Annotated in this window: 18 protein-coding genes, 1 tRNA gene and 1 other RNA gene; 13 read left to right on the top strand and 7 right to left on the bottom strand. The window is 61.7% G+C overall.

The features are described from left to right. Positions 1-81 precede the first annotated feature (81 nt). The 7 genes from ACYQ2T_RS07165 to ACYQ2T_RS07135 all read left to right on the top strand — a co-directional run bounded on the left by ACYQ2T_RS07165 (position 82) and on the right by ACYQ2T_RS07135 (position 6890). Entirely contained in the window at positions 82-771 is a 690-nt protein-coding gene (locus ACYQ2T_RS07165; protein WP_404844757.1) for a queuosine precursor transporter, read from the top strand. 120 nt (positions 772-891) lie between these two features. Then, complete coding sequence (locus tag ACYQ2T_RS07160; protein WP_459899609.1) at positions 892-1809, top strand: NAD(P)/FAD-dependent oxidoreductase; 918 nt, start codon at positions 892-894, stop codon at positions 1807-1809. Positions 1810-1891: 82 nt separating this feature from the next. Beyond that, positions 1892-1967 (top strand) — tRNA-Ile (locus ACYQ2T_RS07155). Between the two features lie 349 nt (positions 1968-2316). Further along, positions 2317-4233 (top strand): sigma 54-interacting transcriptional regulator, encoded by a 1917-nt coding sequence (locus ACYQ2T_RS07150; protein WP_459899608.1) that lies wholly within the window; start codon positions 2317-2319, stop codon positions 4231-4233. 163 nt (positions 4234-4396) lie between these two features. Then, positions 4397-5359 carry a 2-keto-3-deoxygluconate permease gene (locus ACYQ2T_RS07145; RefSeq protein ID WP_459899607.1) on the top strand — a complete coding sequence of 321 codons (963 nt, stop codon included), beginning with the start codon at positions 4397-4399 and terminating at the stop codon, positions 5357-5359. A 74-nt stretch (positions 5360-5433) separates the two neighbouring features. Further along, entirely contained in the window at positions 5434-5715 is a 282-nt protein-coding gene (locus ACYQ2T_RS07140; RefSeq protein ID WP_459899605.1) for a UxaA family hydrolase, read from the top strand. 11 nt (positions 5716-5726) lie between these two features. After that, positions 5727-6890, top strand: a complete 1164-nt coding sequence (locus tag ACYQ2T_RS07135; RefSeq protein WP_459899604.1) for a UxaA family hydrolase — start codon at positions 5727-5729, stop codon at positions 6888-6890. 91 nt (positions 6891-6981) lie between these two features. On the opposite strand, the gene ACYQ2T_RS07130 is transcribed toward ACYQ2T_RS07135, so the two are convergent. Further along, complete coding sequence (locus ACYQ2T_RS07130; RefSeq protein WP_459899602.1) at positions 6982-9939, bottom strand: hypothetical protein; 2958 nt, start codon at positions 9937-9939, stop codon at positions 6982-6984. Positions 9940-10510: 571 nt separating this feature from the next. Between ACYQ2T_RS07130 and ACYQ2T_RS07125 the strand changes: the two genes are divergently transcribed. The 6 genes from ACYQ2T_RS07125 (at position 10511) to ACYQ2T_RS07100 (ending at position 18167) form a co-directional block, all read left to right on the top strand. After that, positions 10511-11320, top strand: a complete 810-nt coding sequence (locus tag ACYQ2T_RS07125; RefSeq protein WP_404844750.1) for a Nif3-like dinuclear metal center hexameric protein — start codon at positions 10511-10513, stop codon at positions 11318-11320. A gap of 90 nt (positions 11321-11410) precedes the next feature. Continuing rightward, positions 11411-12142 (top strand): zinc ribbon domain-containing protein, encoded by a 732-nt coding sequence (locus tag ACYQ2T_RS07120; RefSeq protein ID WP_404844749.1) that lies wholly within the window; start codon positions 11411-11413, stop codon positions 12140-12142. Between the two features lie 39 nt (positions 12143-12181). Next, positions 12182-12543, top strand: an RNA gene (rnpB, locus tag ACYQ2T_RS07115) — RNase P RNA component class A. Positions 12544-12626: 83 nt separating this feature from the next. Further along, positions 12627-13826: a 2-C-methyl-D-erythritol 4-phosphate cytidylyltransferase gene (gene ispD / locus ACYQ2T_RS07110; RefSeq protein WP_459899601.1), complete on the top strand. Its 1200-nt coding sequence runs from the start codon at positions 12627-12629 to the stop codon at positions 13824-13826. Positions 13827-13949: 123 nt separating this feature from the next. Continuing rightward, positions 13950-15407, top strand: coding sequence for a cysteine--tRNA ligase (cysS, locus tag ACYQ2T_RS07105; protein ID WP_459899599.1), 1458 nt, complete (start codon positions 13950-13952; stop codon positions 15405-15407). A 225-nt stretch (positions 15408-15632) separates the two neighbouring features. Further along, positions 15633-18167, top strand: a complete 2535-nt coding sequence (locus ACYQ2T_RS07100) for a transporter substrate-binding domain-containing protein (RefSeq protein ID WP_459899598.1) — start codon at positions 15633-15635, stop codon at positions 18165-18167. A gap of 94 nt (positions 18168-18261) precedes the next feature. On the opposite strand, the gene radA is transcribed toward ACYQ2T_RS07100, so the two are convergent. From radA to ACYQ2T_RS07070, 6 genes are all read right to left on the bottom strand, one after another. Then, positions 18262-19623 (bottom strand): DNA repair protein RadA, encoded by a 1362-nt coding sequence (radA, locus tag ACYQ2T_RS07095; protein WP_459899597.1) that lies wholly within the window; start codon positions 19621-19623, stop codon positions 18262-18264. Between the two features lie 55 nt (positions 19624-19678). Further along, the gene (locus ACYQ2T_RS07090; RefSeq protein ID WP_459899595.1) at positions 19679-20500 is read right to left on the bottom strand and encodes a DUF3426 domain-containing protein; all 822 of its coding nucleotides are present in this window, start codon (positions 20498-20500) and stop codon (positions 19679-19681) included. Between the two features lie 72 nt (positions 20501-20572). After that, a complete protein-coding gene (hpt, locus tag ACYQ2T_RS07085; protein ID WP_459900091.1) occupies positions 20573-21079 on the bottom strand; it encodes a hypoxanthine phosphoribosyltransferase in 507 nt (168 codons plus the stop codon). 77 nt (positions 21080-21156) lie between these two features. Further along, positions 21157-21621 carry an N-acetyltransferase gene (locus ACYQ2T_RS07080; RefSeq protein ID WP_459899593.1) on the bottom strand — a complete coding sequence of 155 codons (465 nt, stop codon included), beginning with the start codon at positions 21619-21621 and terminating at the stop codon, positions 21157-21159. A 6-nt stretch (positions 21622-21627) separates the two neighbouring features. After that, the gene (locus tag ACYQ2T_RS07075) at positions 21628-22128 is read right to left on the bottom strand and encodes a TlpA family protein disulfide reductase (protein ID WP_459899591.1); all 501 of its coding nucleotides are present in this window, start codon (positions 22126-22128) and stop codon (positions 21628-21630) included. A gap of 159 nt (positions 22129-22287) precedes the next feature. Beyond that, positions 22288-24708, bottom strand: coding sequence for a homocysteine S-methyltransferase family protein (locus tag ACYQ2T_RS07070; protein ID WP_459899589.1), 2421 nt, complete (start codon positions 24706-24708; stop codon positions 22288-22290). Positions 24709-24953 lie beyond the last annotated feature (245 nt).

The following is a 24953-nucleotide window of genomic DNA, read 5'->3' as shown; positions in this document are numbered from 1 at the left end:
AGGGGGATACTACTCCCGCCGTCCGGCAATCCCGCCGGGAAGGAGGCCGCCCTCCTTCTAAATCTAACTCCGGAGACAACAATGAACGAGATTCTTTGGCTCTCTTTTGCCGTGGTTGACCTGTCTCTCGTGGTCCTCCTGTTCCGGCATTTTGGTCGTCCGGGGCTGTACGCCCTCATCGTTTTCAACCTCATCCTCGGGAACCTTCAGGTCATCAAGACTGTGGAGCTTTTCGGGCTGACCACCACGCTTGGCAACATTCTGTACGCCAGCGTCTATCTGTCCACCGACCTCCTGAGCGAGTTTTACGGCAAGCAGGAAGCCAAACGCGGCGTTCTGCTCGGCTTTGTGTCGCTTGTCATCATGACGGGCTACATGCAGCTGGCGCTCCAGTTTACTCCCTCGCCGCAGGACTTCGCCCAGCCGCACCTTGAGGCCATCTTCGGCTTCATGCCGCGTCTGGCCCTTGCCAGCCTCACGGCCTACATCATCTCCCAGTCCCACGACGTTTGGGCCTTCCACAGGCTCAAGGAGCGCACCGGCGGCAAGCTGTTGTGGCTGCGCAACAACGTCAGCACCCTTGTCAGCCAGTTGCTGGACTCCGTGGTGTTCTGCTTCATCGCCTTCTGGGGCGTGTTTGAGATGAATGTCTTTTGGGAAATCGTTTTTACGACGTACCTCTTTAAGGCTTTTGTGGCGGCGCTGGACACGCCCTTTATCTACCTTGCGCGGCGCGTGAAGCCGCTGCCGCAGACCCAGCAGTACGCGTAATCCGTCTCCGCTCCCTTCCGCCGCGCGCGGCGCGTCGCCCTGCGGCGGAAGGCGGTTGACAGAAGCGGGGCATGTCTTATCCTATCCGGTACCTTTGACAAACAACTCCGGGAGGTTGACATGTTCCCGACTGCACAATCTGTGGACACGCTCATCGTGGGCCAAGGTCCGGCCGGTCTTTCGGCCGCCATCTACACGGCCCGCGCTGGCATAAAGACAGTCGTTGTCGGCATGCCCCCGAAAATTGACGGGGAATACGACATCGACAACTACTTTGGTTTTGACGAGACGGTCACCGGCTCCGAACTCATGGCCCGCGGGCGGCAGCAGGCCGAGCGGTTCGGAGCGGACCTCGTCACCGAGCGCGTGCTGGGCATCCATCATGGCATGGACGGCGCGTTTGAGGTCAAAACCGAGCACAGCACCTTTATGGCGCGCTCCGTCATCCTTGCGGCTGGCGTTTCCCGCGTGCGCCCCGGCATCTCCAATCTGGACGACTACGACGGCAAGGGCATCTCCTACTGCGTCAGCTGCGACGGCTTCTTCTACAAGCAAAAGCCCGTGATGGTGCTGGGCGAAGGCAACTACGCCGTCAATCAGGCCCTTGAGCTCAAAAACTACACCAGCGACGTCACCCTGTGCTCGCAGGGCAAGGCGCTGACCATGACCGACGACTTCCGCGCCCGGCTGGACGAAGCGGGCATCCCCATCATTGAAAAGAAAGTCACCACCCTTGAAGGCTCTCCCGCGTTGGAGCGCGCCATCTTTGACGACGGCGAAAGCATTGCCGTGGACGGCATCTTCATCGCCATGGGCGAGGCCTCGGCCAGTGACTTTGCATGGACCCTTGGCCTTGAGCGCGAGGGCATCTATATTAAGAGCGACGAGAACCAGCGCACCAACCTCCCCGGCATCTACGCCGCGGGCGACTGCGTTGGACGTTTTCTGCAAATAGCCGTGGCCGTTGGCGAAGGCGCGCTTGCCGCACGCCAAGCCATAAACCACGTGAAGAAAACCGCCAAGGAAGCCGCTTCCTAACAGGAAAAACTCCTGTCCCTCGCGACCAAATCCTTGACATAGCGGAATTCTTGCAGCTATAGAACCCGCTCGCACATCAAAGGGACCAATAGCTCAGTTGGCAGAGCCCCCGGCTCATAACCGGATGGTCGTAGGTTCGAATCCTACTTGGTCCACCAGCAATCCCAAGGGTTTGGAGAGATTTCTTAATCACTCCAAACCCTTTTTGCTACCCTCTTGCTACCCAAGCATACAGCCTAATCTCGAAACATCCCCCCCCCCTCATAACCTCCCGCAACTTCCCGCCTCATCCCGGTTATCCAATACGAAGTGGCTGGGCACACAAGGTTCGTCCGCGTCTGCCCTCCTCAAGCACGCCTTGGTGCTCATGCCACATCGCGCCCCCCACGCATCGACATTTGTTCCACACCGGTCTACAGGAAGGCTTTGCCATGCGGCCCGCTGCGCCCAGAGTGCGCCGCAGCGTCAGCCTCACCCTCAACGCGTTATCACTCCGCAAGGTCTGCCATGAAAGATATCCTCGTCGTCGCCCCCCTTCAGGACGTCTATGACAAGTCGGTCCGTATTGTTCAGGAATACGGATACGGTGATGTAGACGTGGTCCTCGCCACCATGCAGGAAGGGCTGGAAATGGCCCGCAAGGGGCAGGCGCAGGGTGCGTCCGTCGTTGTGTCGCGCGGGTGGACCTATAATATGATTGAAAACGAGCTGGACATCCCGGCGGTGGAGATACCGGTCAGCGCGTATGACATTGTAGAGAGCCTCGCGCCCATTATGAGCCAGATTGGGCAGGAGGAATCCATAGGCGTTGTGGGGCACAGCCACGTCATCTACGGGTTCGACATCCTCAAAACCCTGCTGCCCATGAACATCGTCAAGATCGAACTCCAGCGCAAGGATGACATCGCCACAGCCATTGCCCGCTACCGCGAGGCGGGCATCACCACCTTTATCGGCGACTCCAACGTCAAAACCGTCTCCGAGGAGCTGGGGCACCTCGGCATCCAGATTACCTCGCAAAAAAGCTCCATCCACCGCTCCATACAGGAGGCGCGCAAGCTCTACGCCTCCATCCGCAGCCGCCAGCAGCGCGCCCAGCAAATCCTCACCGTGACGGACTTTGTGCACGAGGGCATCATCGCCATTGACGAGGGCGGGCGCATTTCCATCTTCAACCACGCGGCGGAGAGCATCTTTGGCGTGCGCAAGGAGGCTGTCCTCGGCCGCATGCTGCACGACGCCATCCCCCAGTGCGAACTGCTGCTCACGCTGGAAAACGTCACCCCCAGTGTGGGACAGGTGCTGACCATTGAGGGGAACAACCTTGTGGTGAACCGCGCCCCCGTCCTCATCGGCGAGGAAGTCGTCGGCGCGGTGGCGACGATCCAGAACGTGACGGAAGTCCAAAGCGTGGAGCAAAAGATCCGGCGCGAGCTCTCGGACAGAGGCTTCACCGCCAAGCATACCTTTGACGACATTATCCACGATTCCGGCGCAATGGCCGAGTGCATCGACAAGGGCAAACAGTATGCCCTGTACGACACGCCGCTCCTTGTCACGGGCGAATCTGGCGTCGGCAAGGAGCTGTTCTGCCAGAGCCTGCACAATGCCAGCCCACGCCGCAACGGTCCCTTTGTCGCCATCAACTGCGCGGCCATTCCGCCCTCACTTATTGAGGCGGAACTCTTCGGGCACGAGAGTGGCTCCTTCACGGGCGCGCGGCGCAAGGGCCGGGCGGGCATCTTTGAGCTCGCCCATCAGGGCACGGTGTTTCTGGATGAAATCGGCGAAATTCCGCTGGAACTGCAAGGGCGGCTTTTGCGTGTTTTGCAGGAGCATCAAATCATGCGCATCGGCGGTGACAAGATTATTCCCGTGGATGTCCGCATCATCTGCGCCACCAACAGGCCACTGGAGCTGATGGTGGAGGAGGAAAAATTCCGCCGCGACCTGCTCTTTCGCATTAACGTCCTGACCCTGCACCTGCCATCGCTGCGCGAGCTTGGCCCCCGGGCCATCATCCGCCTTGCGGAGCACTTTCTGGCCCGGTACGCCGCCAAATACGCAAGACCCGTGCCCCGGCTGGCACCAGAAACCTGCGCCCAGCTGACCTCGCGCCCCTACAAGGGCAATGTGCGCGAGCTCAAGGGCCTGATGGAGCGCAGCGTCATCCTCGGGAGCGTCGCCAAGGCGCTGGAGGGCGAAACCTCGCCCCTTGCCGCCGCGGCCACAGCATCCGCCGCCCCGGCCGCCTGCTCTCCCCTTCCCGCCCCAGACGCCCCCTTGGACGCCCTCCCCAGCATGCGCACCATGATGCACACCTACATGCGCGGCGTCCTTGACCGCACAGGCGGCAATGTCCAAGAGGCGTGCACCATCCTCGGCATCAGCCGCTCCACTCTGTGGCGGCACCTCAAGCCGTAGCGGTTTCATATTGCGACATTCGTTTCATTTTGCGACCTCGCAGCGTCGCAAAATGAAACGTCACACACTGCCAACCTTGTAAGTATCTGAAATATAAACCGAATACACTTCGGCACGCATATTGTTACTGCTCCGGGAAATTCATAATTCTGGAGGAGTTGCAATGCGTATCCTGGCTTCAATCAAGAAAATTCCTGGCGGGTTGATGATCGTCCCCCTCTTGTTGGGCGTCATCGTCAACACCTTCTTTCCCGGCTTTCTGGAACTTGGCAGTTTCAGCACCTACCTCTGGAAAGACGGCGCCATGCCTATTCTGGCCTTCTTTATGTTCTGTACCGGCGCACAGATCAATGTCCGGCAGGTGGGCACTCCCCTCGCCAAGGGCGCCGCGCTCACGGCGTCCAAGGTGGCCCTCGGCGCGCTGCTCGGCGTCCTTGTCAGCAAGCTGTGCGGTCCGGCCGGCATCATGGGCATCGTCCCCCTTGCCGTCGTTGCCTCGCTGACCAACTCCAACAGCGGTCTCTTTGCCGCGCTGGCCGGTGAATTTGGCGACTCCAGCGACGTTGGCGCCCTGTCCATTCTATCCATCAACGACGGCCCCTTCTTCACCATGCTGGCCTTCGGCATGACCGGACTGGCCGAAATTCCGCTGGTTATGCTGCTGGGTGCGGTACTGCCCATCATCGTTGGCTGCATTGTCGGCAACCTTGATACCGAACTGCGCGACTGGCTCGCCCCCGCGGTGGACATCACCATTCCCTTCTTTGCCTTCCCCCTTGGCGCGGCGCTGAACCTGAACCAGTTCGTCACCGCTGGCGCTCCCGGCATTCTGCTTGGCGTGGCCAACACCCTTATCACCGGTCTTGCCGGCTACTTTGCCATGAAGCTCATCCGCTCCAAGACCCCGCAGGTTGGCGCGGCCGTTGGCACCAGTGCGGGCAACTCCGCCGCCACCCCCGCCGCCATTGCCGCGGCAGACCCAACCATTGGCGCTGTGGCCGCCGTGGCAACGGTACAGGTTGCCGCCGCCGTCATCGTCACCGCCATCCTCTGCCCCCTGCTTGTCACCTTCCTCGACAGGTACGAGCGGCGTAAGGCCCAGACCACTCTCACGGCCCACGCCTAACGGCAGCCCTACGTCATTTAACGCCGTGTGGTTCGCCACCCGGCCATGAACCCTACTCACAAGGAGACACTCCCATGAATGCAGCGTTGCACATGAGCAGCAAGGACAACGTCGTCACTTGCCTGCGCCCCATTCACAAAGGCGAAACCATCACCATCGACGACATCACCGTGACCGCCACCATGGACATCCCCGTGTTCCATAAGATTGCCATCGCGGACATCCCCGTCGGCGGCCTCTGCTACAAGTACGGCGAAATCATCGGCGACGCCACGCAGGCCATTGCCGCCGGCGACCACGTCCACGTTCACAACATCGAAAGCACCCGCGGCCGCGGCGACAAAAACAACGCCTAAAGGAGAGCGCAATGACCATTTACGGATACAAAAGAGCTAACGGCACATACGGCGTCCGCAACCACCTGCTGGTCATCCCCACCTCCGTGTGCGCGGCGGATACGGCATTCAAAATCGCCGCGCAGGTTCCCGGCGCGGTGGCCATCCCCAACCAGCACGGCTGCTGTCAGATTGGCTCCGACCTTGCCCTGACGCAAAAGACCATCACTGGCTTTGGCCTGAACCCCAACGTGGGCGCTGTGCTGGTGGTTGGCCTTGGCTGTGACGGCGTGCAGGCCAGCGCCGTGGCCGAGGACATCGCCAAGGTGGGCAAGCCCGTGGAGCATGTGGTTATTCAGGACTGCGGCGGCACCCTGAAGGCCATTGCCAAGGGCGCTGAGCTTGCGGCCCCCATGGCGCGCGAGCTGTCCCAGCAGGAGCAGGTGGAGTTTGACATCAGCGAAATCACCCTCGCCATGGAATGTGGCGGCTCGGACCCCACCAGCGGCCTCGCCTCCAACCCCTCCATCGGCTACGTGGCCGACAAGCTCATCGACCTTGGCGGCAGCGCCATCCTCAGCGAGACCACAGAAGTCATCGGCGCGGAACATCTCATCGCCGCGCGCTTTGAGGAAGACGACCAGCGCGCCAAGTTCCTTGCTCAGGTCAAGAGCGTGGAAGACCGCGCCATCATGATGGGCGAGGATCTGCGCAGCGGCCAGCCCACCCCGGGCAACAAGGTCGGCGGCCTGTCCACCATCGAGGAAAAGTCCCTCGGCTGCATGTACAAGGCCGGCACCGCCCCCTTTAAGGGCGCGCTGGACTACGCCGAGATTCCCGCCGCAGACAAACACGGCATGTACTTTATGGATACCCCCGGTCAGGACATCGACTCCATCACCGGCATGGTGGCCGGCGGCGCACAGGTCGTCGTCTTCTCCACCGGTCGTGGCACGCCTACCGGCAATCCCATCGCGCCGGTCGTTAAGGTGACGGGCAACCCCGAAACCTACGCCAAGATGCCCGACAACATCGACGTTAACGCTGGCCGCATCATCACCGACGGCGCCTCCCTGCCGGAAATCGGCGAGGAGCTCTTTGACGCTGTGGTCAAGGCCTGCAACGGCGTGAAGACCAAGGCCGAAAGCCTTGGGCATCATGAGTTCGGCATCTACAAGCTGACTGGCACGTTCTAACCTCGGGCACGTCCTCCCCCGAAAAAACGCCGGACTGGAGTTCCTCGCTCCAGTCCGGCGTTGCCATTTGTGCGGCGCGGGCCTCCCCGCATTATGATGTGGCCGTAATGCCAAGGGGCGCGCCAAGGCTGCCCGCGTGCACCATGTGCCCAAAGCCGTCGTCCACAAGCACAACCCGGCTCCCCGCCCGGGCGGTCATCGTGCCCGTGTCCAGCGCCCTGCCCCCAATAATGCGGTGCTCCGCCAAGGGCTCAAGAAGGCCGTTCTTCATCACGCCAACGCCTCCATCCGGCAAGGGGAAAAGCGCCGCATTGGTGGCCGCTGCCGCCGCTGTGCCCGCCCAGATGCTCTGCCCCTGCAAGGGGCCGCTCTCAGGAACAACCACCACGCCCGCGTCATGCGCGGCGATGTCGCCGCCGCCAAGGGGTGCGCAGCGGACCTCCTTCCACAGACACACCAGCCAATACTCGCCGTCCTTCACCGACAAAAACGGCCACAGGGCCACCCCCGCCTCAAACGCGCCGCCGGGCATAGCGGCATACTCCACACACGGCGCGCCGTCGCAGGGCAGTCTTTTCCCGGCCCCAAGCCGCGTATGGTGCACCGCCGCGCTGCGCAGGCCGGCATTGTCCTGTCCCTGCGTTGAGGGATGGACGTCAAACAACTCCGCCAGCAGGCCACCGCCAAAACCGTCTCGGGCATCCATCACGCCGCACACGCTGCGCCCCGGCAGCAGTACCGGGAAGTCCCGGACGTCCACAGGCTGGTGCGCCCGATGCCGCGCCCGCCCCTCATGAGACAGCACGCAGCTTCGTAGGGCATGGTCCAACGTATCGAAATCCAGCCACTGGAGCGATTCCCCCACAGCAAATTCCAACTCTGCCGCGTCAAGGTCGCGGCGGCAGGCCAAAGCGCCCGCACCGTCCACATTCCCCTGCCATGCCTGCCCGCGATTGCCCACAAAGCGAAGCGCTCCTGTAGCTGCGGGGTCCATACCGCGACCGGGGCGCAGGCGCACAGTACCGCCCCCGTCGGCGCAAGGGACGACGCCTGCGGGGACCAACTCCCCGCCGAGGAATCCCCCCGCATTGAGCCGCCCCGGCATGGCAAAGGGAAAGGCGGGCGCCTTATAGAAATGGAACTCGCTGATGCTGTACCGCCCCGGACCGTCCAGCCACAGATACATGTCCTTGTCCGGCGGACACTCAAGGGTATAGGTGAACAGCATATCCTCTCCGAACTGGCGGCCCAAGGTTTGCGCCTGAGAGGTCCGAAGATTCGCACGTCCGGGGCACTTTGGCATGCGCACCTGCATGCAATACATTGTGCCGGTACTCAGCCCCCATTGCGCTCCGGGCAGGCGCACAATGTGCGGGCCTTCGGTCGCGTAGTCGGCGTAGTACTCTCCGTCGCCCTTGTGCCAGACAACGCCTTCGGAGCACTCAAGCTCCATCTCCCCCTGCATAAGCGGCATGGGGCTGACGTCCTTGCCCAGGGTCTGCCAAATGCCAAGCACCTTCACAGTCCCCTGCGCGCCCCCTGCGCCGGTCCGGATGACAATGCTGCCCTCTCTGTCTCCAACAGGCAGCATCACCGGCACCTTGCCCGTTACATCCGCCGGGATATCGCACACCCGCGTGCGCAGGTTCCCGTCCGAATCCCGCATCAGCACATGAATGGAACCCGCCGTCAGCTGAACGTCCAGCTCCATAAGGTTTTGCGTCCTGTACGCCGTGCCCTTGGCCGTCACTTCAACCTCGCCATCGGCGCTCAGGTGCAGGGTCAGGTCCTCATCCATGGTGATGCCGTCAGGCGGTGTGGTCCAGACGAAGTTCTGCGACAGGTCATCCCAAATCGTATCCCCAAGCAGACACAGGCGCACCGGGTCCGAGGTATACAGCTCACGGTGGATGCGCTGATGCGGCGCCACATTGCCCACTGCGCAGCGCTCGCAGGTCGTCAGCACCATGTTTTCACTGCTGGTCGGGTAATTCGAGCCATAGGACGTGTACATGGGGTGCAGGGTCACACGGGTCTGGCGGAACCGCTCGTGCAACAGGCAGTGCATAACCCGGTAATGGTGCCCGCCCCACGACAGCGTTATCTGCTTGGCGTCGTCAAAGCCCTCCAGACTGCCTATCTCGTCGCCGGCGGCATACCCGTGCAGGAAGCCCTCCAGCCAGATGCACAGCGCCGTGCCAAAGGGCGTTTCCATGGTGTCCTTGCGCGCGCAGGCCCGGGCATCCAGTCCGGTGACGCACCACATCGTCTCCGCCGGGCGCGAGGCCGTGCCCGTCACAAGGTCCATTACGGCTTCGTGCAGAACGCGCTCCCCCGCGCCGCCCGCATCAGCAAGGGCGCGGGCTGCCGCCTCGGCGGCCTGCCGGGCCGCGTCCGCTTCGTGCGCGGCCTGCTCCTGCGCCACACGGGCCTGCACTTTGCTTGCGGCGGCCACATCGCTGGCGCGGCGGGCCTCGGCCTTGTCCTTGGTGCATGATTCCTGCGCGAGGCTGGCCGTTTCCGCCGCTGTGCGGGCCGTGGCGGCGTCGCTGGCGCTGTTGTCCGCCGCGGCAAGGGCCGAGGCATAGGCATGCTGGGTTTTGCTCAAATATTCACGCGGATTGTCATCGGACGTCACGTCCACCTTGACGCAGCGCCCAAGCTCCTCCTGAAGCTGCAGGCAAATGCGCGTGAGCTTGTCGTCGGATTTTTCAATCTCGCGCACATCAATGGCGTCGGCATTGGACCACGAGCGGTCCTGCGTGATGGGCACAAACTGGAGAATGGTCAACAACTCGCCCGCGGGCATAGGGTCGCCGCTGAGGGGATATTCCACAAGCCCTTCGCCCGCCTCGCCGTTGCCTTCAAGGGCATAATCCACGCCCCGCACCAGTTCGACCTGCTCCATAACGCCACTGCCGCTGCCCACAGGGCGGCGCAGATAGCACCGCAGGTGGTCGGCATCGTCGTAGACAAAGCCCACGGGAAACCGGCGGGCACTCCCGTTTCCCTCATAGCGGACCTTGCCGATGGTGGAATCAACACTCATGTGTCCATTGCTCCTTGTCTGGGGTTTGGCTGCACGCGTGGGACCACAGCGCCCATGCGCTTTACGGCCAGTTGTGCCATGGCAGATTTCCGGATGTATGCACATGTGCCATATGCCAAAGAAATTCTGCGAGGCCCTCCCTGCGCGTGCCCGCGCGCCAGCCCAATCCCCACGCCCGAAATCCCACACTTTCCTTGACCGCGCCCCGCCGCGTATGGCATAGACACCGTCCGCTCGGCATCCTCCGCCCGCAGCGCAGGCCACCGGAAACGCCACACAGCGTCCCCGGCCAGCTTGCGTGGGTGGTTTCTTTTTGCTATGAGATAGGGTGTTCCGATTGAAGAATCTTTCGCTTTTTGGGTGCGTTGACAAAAATACGTGCAACCGGACGCACCATGCCCCGGGAGACTGATGCCCAGCATCAACGCGCTGCATCCCGCACCGGCTCCGCCCCCCGGCCAAGCCGCGTAGGCAGGACCGAAGCGCCGCGCCCTCCCCTGGCACTATGCGATAAGCAGGTGCTTTCCTCCTGGCGAAGAGAGGGGAAGCACCTTTATTTTTGAGGGATACCATGGACATCCAGAACGTCATTGCCCGCATCGAACGCTCGGCCCCGCTTTGCGGCGCGGCCGAATGGGACAAAAGCGGCGTGCAGATTGCCGGGACAACCCGCAACATCACCAAGCTCGCCGTAACCCTCGACCCAACGCCACACGCCGTGGCCGAGGCTCTCGACTGGGGCGCGCAGTGCATCCTGACCCACCATCCCCTGTGCATGCAGCCCCGCTTTTTGGACACTCCGGGCCGTTTTTTGGACGTTGCCCGTGGGGTGCTCTCCCGCGGGGCGTGGCTCTATGCGGCGCACACTTCGCTGGATGTGCAGCCCGCTGGGCCCGCAGGATGGCTGGCTCGCGCCCTTGGCCTGACGGACCTCTCCATCATTGAGACCACCATCGCCGACGAAGCGCACCCCGCGGGTTTCGGCTTTGCCGGACGCCTGCCCCAGCCCCTTGGCTGGGACGACTTCGCCGCCACCCTTGGCGGGCTGATTGAGCGTGATTTTTTGCTGTCCATCGGTGCTGCGCCCGAGCGCGTGGAAACCGTGGCCTACTGCACAGGGTCCGGCGGCTCGCTCATTGACGCAGCGGCAGCCACCGGAGCCGACGTTTTCATCACCGGCGACATCAAGTACCATCTGGCGCTTGAATCGGATATATTCACCGTGGATGTGGGGCACTTCTCCCTTGAGGAGATTATGACCCGCATCTTTGCCGAGGAGCTTGCCCCCGATATGGAAAAGGACGGCACCACCGTCCGTTTCTTCCCGGGGGCGGAGCCGTTCTCTCTGCATACGGGCCCCTGGCCCACGCGACACAAGTGATCACAGCCCTTACGCAAGGGACTGAATACATTCACGGCAGCCGGCAGCCGGCCGCCAAAGGCAACTGCCGAGGAGGATACCCCGTTGAGCATGTACCTCAAGCAAATCGAGCAGCTCATCGTTCTGCAGAAAGTCGATGACGAGATCATCACCCTGGAAAATGAACTGGAGAGCCTGCCCAAGGAACTCGCCGCGCTCGAGGACAAGTATGAAAAGTTCAATGAGCGCCTGAACCAGGTCAAGGAAAAGACCGACATCCTTCTGCACCAGCAGCGCGTTCTTGCCGACGAGATCGAAAGCAACGAAGAAAAGATCAAGAAGAGCAAGGACAAGCTGATGATGGCCGGGAACTCACGCGAGTACCACGCCATGATGCGCGAAATGGACAACATGGAGAAGATCAACCGCACCCGCGAGGAAGAGAAAGTCGCCCTCGCCGAGGAGCTGGAACGTCAGAAAGAACTCCAGACGTCCATGGAAGAAGAAGGCGCAGAGCTGAAAAAGCAGCTGGACGAAAACAGCACCACGCTCAAAAAGCGCACCACTGCCGCCAAAAAGCGCCTGAACAAGCTGCAGAAGGACCGCGCCGCCGCGTGCGAAGTCGTCCCGCCGCGCGTGCTTGGCCGCTATGAATTCATCCGCGCCCGCATCAGCCATCCGGTCATCGTCCCCGTGGACGAGGCCGTCTGCAGCGGCTGCCACATCCTCATCCCCCCGCAGGCCTTCAACGACCTGCAAAAGGGTGAACAGATCATGAGCTGCCCCAACTGCCAGCGCTTGGTCTACTGGACGAATCACTTTACCGATCCGGACGCCGCGTAGCGTCCCGCAGTCCGGCCATGGCCGGGCGCACAATATTCGGGAGTTGGACAGGTCATCGTCGCGGCCCGCATGGGCCGGGGAGGAAAGTCCGGGCTCCGTAGGGCAGAACGCTGGATAACGTCCAGGTGGGGTGACCCATGGACAGGGCCACAGAAAGCAAACCGCCAGCACTCCGTGCTGGTAAGGGTGAAACGGTGGGGTAAGAGCCCACCAGCCGCCGTGGTGACACGGCGGGCTAGGTAACCCCCGTTCGGAGCAAGACCAAATAGGGAAGCGTTTGAGGTCGGCCCGACTGATGCTTCCGGGTAGGTTGCTGGAGGCCATGGGCAACCATGGCCCTAGAGGAATGATGACCGCCCCGCAAGGGGAGACAGAACCCGGCTTACCGTCCGACTCCCATCTCCGCAAGGACAGGCGGCGCGGAGGCGTTATCGCCTTCGCGCCCCTTTTGTATCCATCACCTTCCACCGCAAAGAAGACCGCTATGTCAGTCTGGGCCATACTTCTCGCCGCGGGACAAGGCTCCCGCCTCGCCGCATCGGGGCTTGCCACCAAGAAACAGTTCCTGCCCTATGAGGGCGCCCCGCTCTTTTGGAAAAGCGCCCGGACCATGGTCCGCGTGCCCCGCATCGCCGGATTCGTGTTCGTCTTCCCCGAGGGCGAAGCCGAGGACGGCGCGCGCACCGTCAAGGAGCTTGCCGCGCAGGACGACTTTTCCCTGCCTTGCCTCGTCGCCACAGGCGGCCCGCGGCGGCAGGATTCCGTCCACAACGGCCTCGCCATGCTCCCTAAGGACTGCACACACGTCCTCGTGCACGACTCGGCGCGCCCCTTTGCCAGTGCTCCGCTCATTGCCTCACTGCTTGCCGCCATGGACGCCGGGAACGACGCCGTCATCCCCGCCATCCCCGTTGCGGACACCATCAAGCGCGTGGGCGAAGACGGCACCATAGCCGAAACCCTGCCCCGCGCCGAACTGCGCGCCTGTCAGACCCCGCAGGCCTTTGCCTTGCCCCTGCTCCAGCGCGCGCACGACATCTGCCGCGACCAGAACCTCGCCGTCACGGACGACGCCTCCATGGTGGAAGCCATCGGTGAACGCGTCGCCACCGTTCCCGGCGAGGCAGGCAACATCAAGATTACCACTCCGGAGGACCTGCGCATGCTCACCACCAATGCGCCCGTCGCCTACCCCTGCGTGGGCTGGGGCTACGACGTACACAAATACGGCCCGGGCCGCCCGCTGAAAATTGGCGGCATCCCCATCGACGGCGACCTGCAGGTAGTAGCACACTCCGATGGCGATGTGCTGCTGCACGCCCTTGCAGACGCCCTGCTGGGCTGCCTTGGCAAAGGCGACATCGGCCAGCACTTCCCGGACAACGACCCCGCCTTTGACAACATCGAATCCGCCGTCCTCGTGGCCGAGGTTCTGGACATCGCCCACCGCGAGGCCCTGACCATCACCCACGCGGACCTGACCATCATTGCGCAGACGCCCAAGCTGTCCACCTACCGCCGCCGCATCCGCGACAATGTCGCGCAGCTGCTGCGGGTGGACCCCGCCCGCGTCAACGTGAAAGCCACAACCGAAGAAGGCCTCGGCTTTACGGGCAAGAAGCACGGCATCAAGGCCGTGGCCTGCGTCACCGGCATGCGGCAGCCGCAGAGCGCGGAAAATTAGGGCCAAAGGTCTTTGACGCCCTACTTCATTTGAGGCATGATTCCACCCCGCCCGGATAGTGTATCCTGCCGGGGTTTTACCAACATTATCAATCCGTTTGAGGACAAAACTGGAGTACGGCCAATGCAGCTCTACAACACAATGACACGTCGTAAAGAGGAATTCACACCGCTCAGGGACAACGATGTCCGCATGTACGCTTGTGGCATCACCGCCTACGACTACTGTCATATTGGCCATGCTCGTTCCGCCGTTGTTTTCGACGTTCTGGTTCGTTACCTGCGCCACCTTGGCTACAATGTCACCTTCGCCCGCAACTTCACGGACGTGGATGACAAGATTATCAACCGTGCCAACGAAAACGGCGAGGATCCCTCCGCACTGGCGCAGCGCTTTATCGAGGCGTTCCATGAGGACATGGACAAGCTGAACGTGCTGCGTGCGGACCTTGAACCCCGCGCAACGGAACACATCGGCGAGATGATCGCCCTGACGGAAAAGCTCATAAACGACGGCCACGCCTACGCCACCGAATCGGGCGACGTGTACTTCCGCGTCCGCTCCTTTGACGGCTACGGCAAGCTCTCGGGCCGCGACATTGACGAAATGCGCTCCGGCTCCCGCATCCAGCCCGGAGACGAAAAGGAAGACCCGCTGGACTTTGCCCTGTGGAAGGCCGCCAAGCCCGGCGAGCCGGAATGGGAAAGCCCGTGGGGCGGTGGCCGCCCCGGCTGGCACCTTGAGTGCTCCGCCATGAGCGACAAGCACCTTGCCCTGCCCTTCGACATCCACGGCGGCGGGCAGGACCTCATCTTCCCCCATCACGAAAACGAAATCGCCCAGTCCGAGGCCGCCACGCAGACCGAGATGGCGCGCTTCTGGGTGCATAACGGCTTCGTTCAGGTGGACTCCGAAAAGATGTCCAAGTCTCTTGGCAACTTTTCCACCATCCGCGACATTCTCGAAAGCTACCACCCCGAGACCCTGCGCTACTTCCTGCTGACCAAGCACTACAGAAGCCCCATCGACTTCACCCCGGACAACATGCTTGAAGCGGAAAAGAACCTCCGCCGCATCTACACCACCCGCCGCGACATCCAGACCGCTCTGGAGCGCAGCAAGTGGAGCGGGGCAGAACTGCCCGCCGAGTTGACCGAGGAACTCAGCACCCTTGAAGCCGAGTGGAACAAGTCCATGAACGACGATATGAACACCGCCGGCGCCCTTGGCCACGTGTTCGGCCTCATCCGCCTTGTTGGCCGCGTTGCGGAAAACAAGAGCTGGCGCAAGAGCGAAGGGGCCAAGGCTCTGTGGACGCGCGCCCTGTACCTGCTGGCCTCGTGGGGCACCGCGCTTGGCGTGTTCAATCAGGACCCCGAAACCTTCCTGCGTGAACTGCGCGAGGTAAAGGTCCGCCGCTACGGCATCGACACCGCCAAGGTTGACGAACTGCTGGAAAAGCGCGCAAGCGCCCGCAAGGAAAAGGACTTCACCACCTCCGACGCCGTCCGTGACGAGCTGGCCGCCATGCATGTGGACGTACACGACACCGCCACCGGACAGGAGTGGGACGTGCTGTAGTCCTGCCGGCACAATCACACTGATACAGGTCCATCCCCAACGGGGATGGACCTTTTTTTTCGTTGTGCCAACCGCCACCTGAGCCCTCTCCAGCCTCACACGCCTCCTACCACGCGCCCTTTTTCCCCCGCACTTTCGTCCTGCACCGCTTGTCCCAAACGGTCTCTTTATAGTACTCTCTACGTAGAACCTATACCTGTAATCGGCTTATGCTACGGGACAATTATGGAATTTGGACTGAAGCGGATACCGCACGGACACCTGCGCCATAAGCCAGCGCCCTCTCTGCTGGCTCTCAAGGCTCTGCTGACCGCGTGTGTACTCGGCCTCTTCCTCCTTGCGCCGCCCGCTGGGCGGTGTGCCCCGCGAGGCGACAACGAGACCATCATTGCCGCCGTGCCCGAGCATTTTCCACCGCATTACATGGTGGATGAAACCGGCAGGACCACCGGCTTCGCCATTGACATCATGAATCATCTTGCCAAGCGCACCGGGCTGAACATCCGCTACGATATCTACAAAAACTGGACCCTCGTTCACGACGCACTCCGCACCGGCAAGGCCGACCTCATCCCCAATATCGGCATCACGCAGCGGCGCTCCGATTTCCTTGAATTCACCGCCCCCATCGAAACGTTCAAGATTTCCTTCTTTGTACGCTCCGCCTCCACGGACCTTGAGACCCTTGAAGACCTTGAGGGCAAGGTCATTGGCGCAATCATGGTCAACGCGGGATATACCATCCTTAAGGACTTCGGCAGCCACAAAATCATCCTTGTCAAAAGCCCGCAGGACCTGCTCAGCCTGCTCATCTCCGGGCAGGCGGATGCCATCATCTATCCGGAGCCGCTTATTTGGCGGCTGGCGCGCCTTCTGGACATTGAGGACCGCATACGAACCATTGGTCCCCCGCAAAAGGAAATCAAACGTGGCATCGGTGTGGCCCGCGGCCGCACGGAACTGCTCAAACGGCTCGACAGCGCCATACACGACTTCGTCAAAAGCAAGAACTACAACGCCATCTACACAAAGTGGTACGGCAAGCACGAGTCAGCCATTGCGTCCAAGCGTCTCGTAACCACAATGTTCAGCATAATGGTGATCTTTGGCATTGCCATGGTGCTCTGGAAATACTTTGGCACGCGCGAAACCAACAAACGCCTGAAGGAAAGCATTGCCGAACGCGAAGCCGCCCAACAGGCGCTGGCCGAACGCGAGCGGCAATACCGGCTGGTGGTGGAAAACCTGCACGAAGGCATCTGGCTGGTGGATCCGGACCGGCACACCCTGTACGCCAACCCGCGCATGTTTGAACTGCTGGGTGTCAAGCAGAGCCAGCTGCTGCAAAGCACTGCGGACGACTACCTCCCCGAGGAGCACCGAGCTGACTTTTTGGGAAACCTTCTCACCATCAAGAATACCCTCCCCATCTCCACCGAGACGCAGCTTGTGCGACAAGATGGCGAGGTGCTGAACGTTATGATGTCCCTTGCCCCTGTCAGCGACGAGCACGGCACCTATACAGCCACACTCCTCAGCATCATGGACATCACGGAATCCACACGCCTGCGCGCGGAGCTGGAGGAAGCCAACAAGCAGGCGCAACTGGCCAGCCGGGTCAAGTCCGAATTCGTAGGCGTCATGAGCCACGAAATCCGCATGCCTCTCAACGGCCTGCTCAGCATGCTGCAGATGCTTGAGCGCACGCGGCTTTCCGCAGAGCAAATCGAGCCGACCACCCTTGCCCGCCGGGCAGGGAGCGGACTGCTGACCGTGCTCAATGATATTTTTGACATTTCCATGATGCAATCGCCCATTACCGGAATCTTGCACGACAGATTCACCCTGACCGCCATCATCACCACGGTGGTGGATTCCTTCGTTTCCGAGGCCAAGGTCAAGGGCATCGAAATCCGCACCAACATCGCGGACACCGCCACAGGCTCCGTCATTGGCGACGCGCGGCGCATCCGGCAAATCCTCTTCAACCTCCTTGGCAATGCCATCAAGTTCACGGAACATGGAACCGTGGACATTGAGGTGGCACCTCTGCCCTACCGCCCGGACGGGAAACATCAGGTGATTCTCTTCGTCATTACGGATACAGGCATCGGTTTCGCCGACGACAGGGTCGACACCTGCTTTGAACCTCGCCCCGCCACTCTCCCCTTTACGCCATCCGGGCAAAGCTCCCCAGAAATGGGCTTCGGCATCATCCGGCAAATGGTGGAGAGCCTCGGCGGCACGCTCGCCGTGGATTCCGAGGAAACCGTTGGAACAGCCATTTACTTCACCATTCAGGTCGAGCTGCCCGACTCGGCAGCGCCCCAAGGCCCGCCGGATCCCTCCGGGAACCGCAAGGCGTCATCACGCATGACACAGCAACAGGTGCTCATTGTCGGGGACGACCAAGTCAACCACTTTGCCCTTGAACGGCCCCTCGGCCACATGGGGTATTCACCCATCCGGGTCAGCAATCACGCCGAAGCCCTCCAAGCGCTTCGGGCGCATAGCTTCGCCTTCATCCTGCTTGTGGCCGGTCCCAGCGCGACGGAGTCCCTCGAAGCCCTGCGGGCTCTGCACGAGATCACGCCATCTCCGCCGCCCATTATCGGCATTCTCCAGCGCGAAGCCAGCGTGCAGCACAGCATCCTCATGGACAATGGCATCGCCGGCACCATCACCTACCCCATGCCGCCAGAGGCCCTGCAGGATATGATTAACTCCCTGCTTGCCCGCGCCCGCAACGGCGGCACCTAACTCCCCCCTGTCCGCACACAAAAAAAGGGACCACACCAAACGGCGTGGTCCCTTTCGTAATGCGTTGTATGGCGAAGGCGCGGTGCTCGCGGAGCTAGTCCCCCTTGCCGAACAGGCGCGTCTGCAACATGTTAATGGTCTTCGCTCCCTTGCCGCCGGACTCCGGCGCAACAATAGGCCCGTAGCCAAGGCGCTGGGCCTGCTTCATGCGGATGTCATGGCTGGCGACCGGGCGGACCTGCCCGTTGAGGTCAATCTCGCCCCACATCACCGCGGCTTCGGGAAGCGGCCGGTCATAGAAGGACGACAACACCGCCGCCACAATCCCAGCGTCCAGCCCCGGGTCCGTCATCTTCATGCCGCCACCGATTTTGGTGTAGATGTCCACACCGGAAAGATTCAGCCGCAGGCGCTTTTCCAGCACCGCAAGAATCAGGTGCAAGCGGTTGGCGTCAAACCCCAGCGCCGTACGGCGGGGAATGGACAGGAACGACTTGCTCACAAGCGCCTGCACCTCAACGGCAAAAGGCCGCTGCCCGTCAACGGCCATCACAAGGGCGGTTCCGGACAGGCCGGGGTCACGGTCCTGCAGGAAGAAGGTAGACGGGTCGTGCACCACTTGCATGCCGCTACCGCGCATCTCAAAGACCACAAGCTCATGGCTGGGGCCAAAGCGGTTCTTCATCACGCGCAGAATGCGGAACAAATGCCGCTTGTCCCCCTCCAGCGAGAGGACCGTATCCACCATATGCTCAAGGAGCTTCGGCCCGGCAATCTGCCCGTCCTTGGTCACGTGGCCCACCAGCACCAGCGTAATGCCCGTGGACTTGGCCCGCTCGATAAGCGATGTGGACACGGCGCGAACCTGACTGACGCTTCCGGGCAGGCCGTCCACCTCGTCCGAGGCCAGCGTCTGCACGGAGTCCACAATCATCAGCTCCGGACGGCCAGCCCCCTCCATGGCGGCCAGCACATCCTCCAGACGCGTGGTGGACATGGCCAGCAGGTTGGGGGACAGCAATCCCAAACGCTGGGCGCGCCCCTGCACCTGACCAAGGGATTCCTCGGCGGATACATACAACGCGCGCCGCCCACTGCTGCCAACGCTGCCCGTCAGCTGTAAAAGCAGCGTGGACTTGCCAATGCCGGGGTTGCCCGCCATCAGCACCACGCCGCCGGGCATGAGGCCCTTGCCCAAAATCTGATCCAGCGCATCCAGCCCGCTGGTGTAGGGCTCGGCATTCTCCTCGGTGAATTCCGTCAGCGCCACCGGCGCATGCATGGACGACACACTGCCGCCCGGCGCGGACGCCGCACGTGCGCCCGTGCCCGTGGCTTTCTTGGGCGCGGCCTTTTCCTCAAGGCAATTCCACATGCCGCAGTGCGGGCACTGCCCCTGCCAACGGGGACTGACACTGCCGCACTCGTTGCACACGTATATGAGCTTTTTCTTCATGATTCCCTATCGCAAAAGAAAAGGGCCGCACCCTGTGCGGCCCTCTGTAAAGCTTCTAAAGGTCTTCGACGTCCCGGACTGCGGCCACCTTGACCACAAACTCCGACACATTCTCCGATGGTGAGAAGAAGACAAACATGAACGGCACATCCTGTCCGGGTTGCAGGTTCACGTTGTTGGAGCCCACACCGGCCTCATCGGTCAGCGCGGTGGCAATCTCCTCCTGCCCCAGCACCTGAAGCTGAAAGAGCGAGAGCGTATTGCCGCAGAATTGGCGGGACGAATCCAGCACGGCGTTGTTCGCATCAAACAGGCTGGCCTCCACCTCGATAAGCTCCTTTGGGGCGTCCGAGGCATTGAGGGCGCGGCCTTCAATGACGAAAATCTTCCCGGCCTTTTCGTTGTCCACGTAATACTGGCGGATGCTCTCCAGCGATATCTGCTTCACCATCTCCTGCATTTTGGCAGGGTCCGGCATGCCGTCGGCGGTAGTGTTATCCGACGAGGAGCCAACAATGCCCCCAAGTAGCTGAGGCGCAAAGTAGTAGGCTACCCCTGCACCGCCGCCCAAAAGAACAACCACGGCAATAAGGGCGATGAGCAGCGTTTTGCCTTTGCCCTTCTTCTCCCCGGAAGGTGAGCTATCCAGATTGAAGTCGTAACTTCCCCCTGCATCGCCCTCCTGTCCCTGAGAAGAGGAAACCTCAGCGCCTGCGTCGTCTGCGGACGGCTGGTCCGCATCGTCTCCTGCACCATCGGTACCGGAGGGCAATGCGAAGACATGTTCGCATACTGTGCAGCGCAGCTTCTGCCCGGGCTGGGCAACGCTGTCATCAAAGTTGTATGTCGTGTGACAACTGGGACATTCAACGACCATACGCGAATCACTCTCCTTCAGCCTCCGCACCCGGAGCCAAATCCATGTGCTACCGCCGCGTCCGGCGGTGGATTATTCGACGAGCTCGTAAATTCCGTCAAGCTCCCTGTATCGTTCGGCAAAATCCATTCCATAGCCGACGATGTACCCTTTATCAAGATGGAACCCGGGAAAGTCAACCTTTACGTCCACTTCGCGGCGCTCGTACTTGTCCACTAGCGCGGCGATGGTAAGGCTTCTGGGCTTGCGTTCCTCAAGGGTGCGCATCAAAAAGTCCATGGACTGGCCGGTGTCCACAATGTCTTCCACGATGAGGACGTTACGGTCTTTGATGGAGATTTCCATGTCCTTGGTGAACACCAGCTCGCCGCTTTCCGTGCCGCGGCCATAGCTGGCCAAACGCACGAACTCCAGCTCCAGGTCGAGGTCGATGTGGCGCACGAGGTCAGCAAAGAACAAAAAGCCGCCCTTGAGCACACAGACAACGACGACAGGCTCGCCCTTGTAGCGCTCCGTAATTTCGTGGCCAAGGGTGGCTACGCGTTCCTGAATCTCCTCGGGGGAGATGACTACCTTCATATTCTTGGTCTTGTCGCTCAAACCTTGCATCCTTGTTTGCGGTCCTAGCCGTGGGCGCGGGCGCGTGGCCCGGGCAGCTACATCGTGATGAGCATGGCCGTTTCGTCGCAGTCCGGGAACTTGGGACAGTTGATGCAATCGGTCCACACCTTTTGCGGCAACACGTCCTTTTCCACTTCCTGAAAGCCCAGCCGTGCGAAAAAGCCGCTCACATACGTCAGCGTGAAGACCTTGTAAACCCCCAGCGTCACCGCCTCGGACAGGCAGGTCTCCACCAGACGGCGGCCCCAGCCGGTCCCCTTCATCTTTTCATGCAGGGCCAAAGAACGGATTTCCGCGTGGTCCTCCCAGAAAATAGTCAGCGCGCAGCAGCCAAGAACAGTTTCGTCCCCACGGTCCACCAGCACATAAAAATCACGCAAATGCCCATACAGCGAGCTAAGCGAGCGGGGCAACAGCTGCCCCTGTCCGGCGCATTCCATCAGCAGCAGGTGAATGCTCTTCACATCCTGCATCCGCGCCTTGCGAATATATACGTCCATGTCGTCCTACTTCTGTTCAAGGAGGGAATCGACCACCTCGCCGAGTTGGTCGGCGGTGACCATCCCCTCATGATTCACCACCAGCTTGCCCGTGGTGTCGTACACCATCACACGGGGTATGCCGGAAATCCGAAAGAAACGCGGCACCGACTGCTCGGCGCGGCGCACGGGATAAGTAAAGTCCTGCTCGGCCACAAAGTCCGTATAGGCCGCCTCGTCCTCATCCACGGAGATGCCCATCAGGAGCACATCATCCGGGGAATACTGCCCCCGCAGGTGGTTGAGTTCGGGAATTTCGCGGCGGCACGGCGGGCACCATGTGGCCCAAAAGTTCACGATAACCACGCGCCCCTCGGCGCTGCCCACCGTCCGGATTATATCCATGGCGGACACGGTGTCGCCCGTGGCTCCCGGCAAATCCGCCGTAGCGCGGACCATGCGCGCGGGAAGAAGCAACACCGTCACCAGCGCCAAAAGCGCCGCATAGCGCATCATGCATCGTCGCATACTGTATCTCCTTGCCGCCGGTGCATGTGCGGCCTGTATCCGGCGGCGCCCCGTAGCCCGTCCGGGCCATGCGGAAGCGCCGCCGGTGGTCGTTTGTCTCAAATAGCGAAGCCAGGCCACCCGCAGAGGCAAGCAGTCCGGCGCGGCCAACGGCTTGTCCTACGACGCAGCGCGCCGGGCGGCAAGGGTCTTGGCCACCTTCACGGCGTCCACGGCGTCGCGGGAGTAGCCGTCTGCGCCAATCTTGTCGGCGTAGTCCTGCGTCACCACCGCGCCGCCAACCATCACGCCGCAATCAAGGCCCATCTCGCGCACCAGCGAAACCGTCTCCTCCATGCGGATCATGGTGGTGGTCATCAGTGCGGAAAGACCAATGACGGCCGCGCCCTCTTCGCGCGCGGTCTCCACGATACGCTGGGCAGGAACATCCTTGCCAAGGTCGATGACCTCAAAGCCGTTGTTGCGCAGCATGAGAATGACAATGTTCTTGCCGATGTCATGAATGTCGCCCTCAACGGTGGCCATGATGACCTTGGTCTTTTCCTTAGCGCCGGAGCTGGCCTCAAGATATGGACGCAAGTGCTCAAACGCCGTCTGCATCGTCTCGGCGGACTGCAAAAGCTGCGGCAGGAAGTATTCCTTACGCTCGTACTTTTCGCCCACTTCGGTGATGGCGGGGATGAGGTCCGCGTCAACAAGGTCAAAAGGGTCGCGGTCTTTCTCCAATTCTGCGTCGATGAGGGGCAGAATTTCGTCGCCAACGCCAGCAATGACGGCGTCGCCAAGGCTTTCCACCTTCTTGGCGCCGCCAAGGTGGCTGTCGCGGCCGGGAAGCGGTCCGCCCGTGGGCTTCCACTCAGCAAAGTTCGCCACGTAGGAGCGCGCCTGCGGGTCGCGGTTCAACAGCACCTCGGAGGAGGCAACGCTCTCGATAAGACGCGAGGAACCGGGGTTGGCAATAAACGCCGACAGCCCCTGCGCCATGCCCATCACAAGGAAGGAGGCGTTGAGCAGTTCGCGCGCCGGCAGGCCAAAGGAAATGTTCGACAGGCCGCACACCGTGGCCAGATTCCACTCGTCACGGCAATGACGGATAACATCAAGGCACGCCTTGGCGGACTCCGGCTTGGACGACACGGTCAGCACCAGCGCGTCAACAATGATGAAGTGGCGCGGAATGCCAAGGGAGTCGGCTTCCTTGAGCAATTCCTCAATGACGGCGAGGCGCTCGCTTGCCGTGACAGGCAGCTTGCGGCCCTGAAGCGGCAGCATGATAAACGGTGCGCCATAGTGCTTGCACAGCGGGCCAAGCTCCTGCATGCGGCCGGGCTCTCCGCTGATGGAGTTCACAAGCGGGGAGCCGGGGTAGGCTTCAAGCCCGGCGCGGATGGCGTCAATGTTCGTGGAATCAAGGCACAGGGGCATCTGCACGCGGGAGACGAGGGACGAGACGAGGTCCGGGAGCAACGTCTGTTCCTCCACCATAGGCGCGCCAACGTTTACGTCCAGAATATGCGCGCCGCTCTCCACCTGCTCCTTGGCAAGGCGGAAGGCCTCGGTATACTGCCCGGCCTGCAACTCGGCAGTGAGCTGCTTCTTGCCCGTGGGGTTGATGCGCTCGCCGATGATTTTGCTGCGGCGGGACGGGTGCAGGGCCACGGACTGCGAGCGCGAGGTAACCACAAGGCTCTCGGCCTCCGTCGCCTGGGGCATGGTCCATGTGGCGTTCTCGAATTCCTTGCATGCACAGCGGATGTGCTCCGGCGTGGTGCCGCAGCAGCCGCCGATGGACTTGGCGCCCATCTCCACGAAGGGACGAATCTGCCGCGCGAAATCCTCCGGCCCAAGACGGAACACCGTCTGGTCGCCCTCAAGCTCGGGCAATCCGGCGTTCGGCTCGGCAAAAAACGGCGTGCGCAGGCGCGGCATCATGGCCTTGAAGACCTCCAGCATGCCCTCGGGACCAGCCGAGCAGTTGGTGCCGATAAGGTCCACGCCAAGGTTCTGCATGGTGTCCACATAGGTCAGCGGACGCGTGCCGGTAAGGCTGACGCCGTCCTCGAAGGTCATGGACGTGGCAACGGGCAGATCGCCGACTTCGCGCGCGGCAATGACAGCGGCGCGGCACTCGGCAAGGTCAAACTGCGTCTCCACAATGACGAGGTCGGCTCCGCCCTCGGCAAGGCCGCGAATCTGCTTGGCGAAGGCTTCCACAAGCTCGCGGAAGGTCAGGTCGCCAAGCGGCTTGCAGAACTGGCCCGTGGGGCCTACGCTACCGGCAACAAAGGCTCGGTCGCCGGCGGCCTTGCGGGCCACGGCAGCCATCTCGCGGTTGAAGGAGAAGGCATCGAGACCGGAATCAAGTTTGAAATCCGTTCCACCGAAGGTGTTGGTGGTGACAACACGCGCTCCGGCGTTTATGTATTCACGATGGATGTCGGCGACGATGTCTGGATGGGCCATGCCGAACGCTTCCGGGGATTGCCCGGGCTGCAGGCCGCGGGCCTGCAAAAGCGTCCCCATGCCTCCGTCAAAGGCAAAGACGTTGCGTTCTTTGAGAAAACGGCGAAAATCTGGCAACGTTGTGCTCCGTGTTTGCTGGTTAAGCGGCCAAGACCGAATGTGCCCGTCAACCACGGATTCCGGGGCTTGCCGGGCCTGAGTTGTGTACTTAAAAACATTGAAAAGGACAAATAAAAACTCTATACTTCACAAACCCTGTGGCAGGCATTATGCCTTTTTTTTAGGCCTTTTGCCCCCTTCTGCGCCCTCGCCCAACCCCTGCCTGGTGGCACGGCCCGGAAAGACACAACAAAGCTGAAGAG

The sequence above is a fragment of the Desulfobaculum senezii genome (assembly GCF_054657395.1).
Note: the sequence above shows the minus strand (reverse complement) of the source record. Positions and strands in the feature narration are given on the sequence as shown.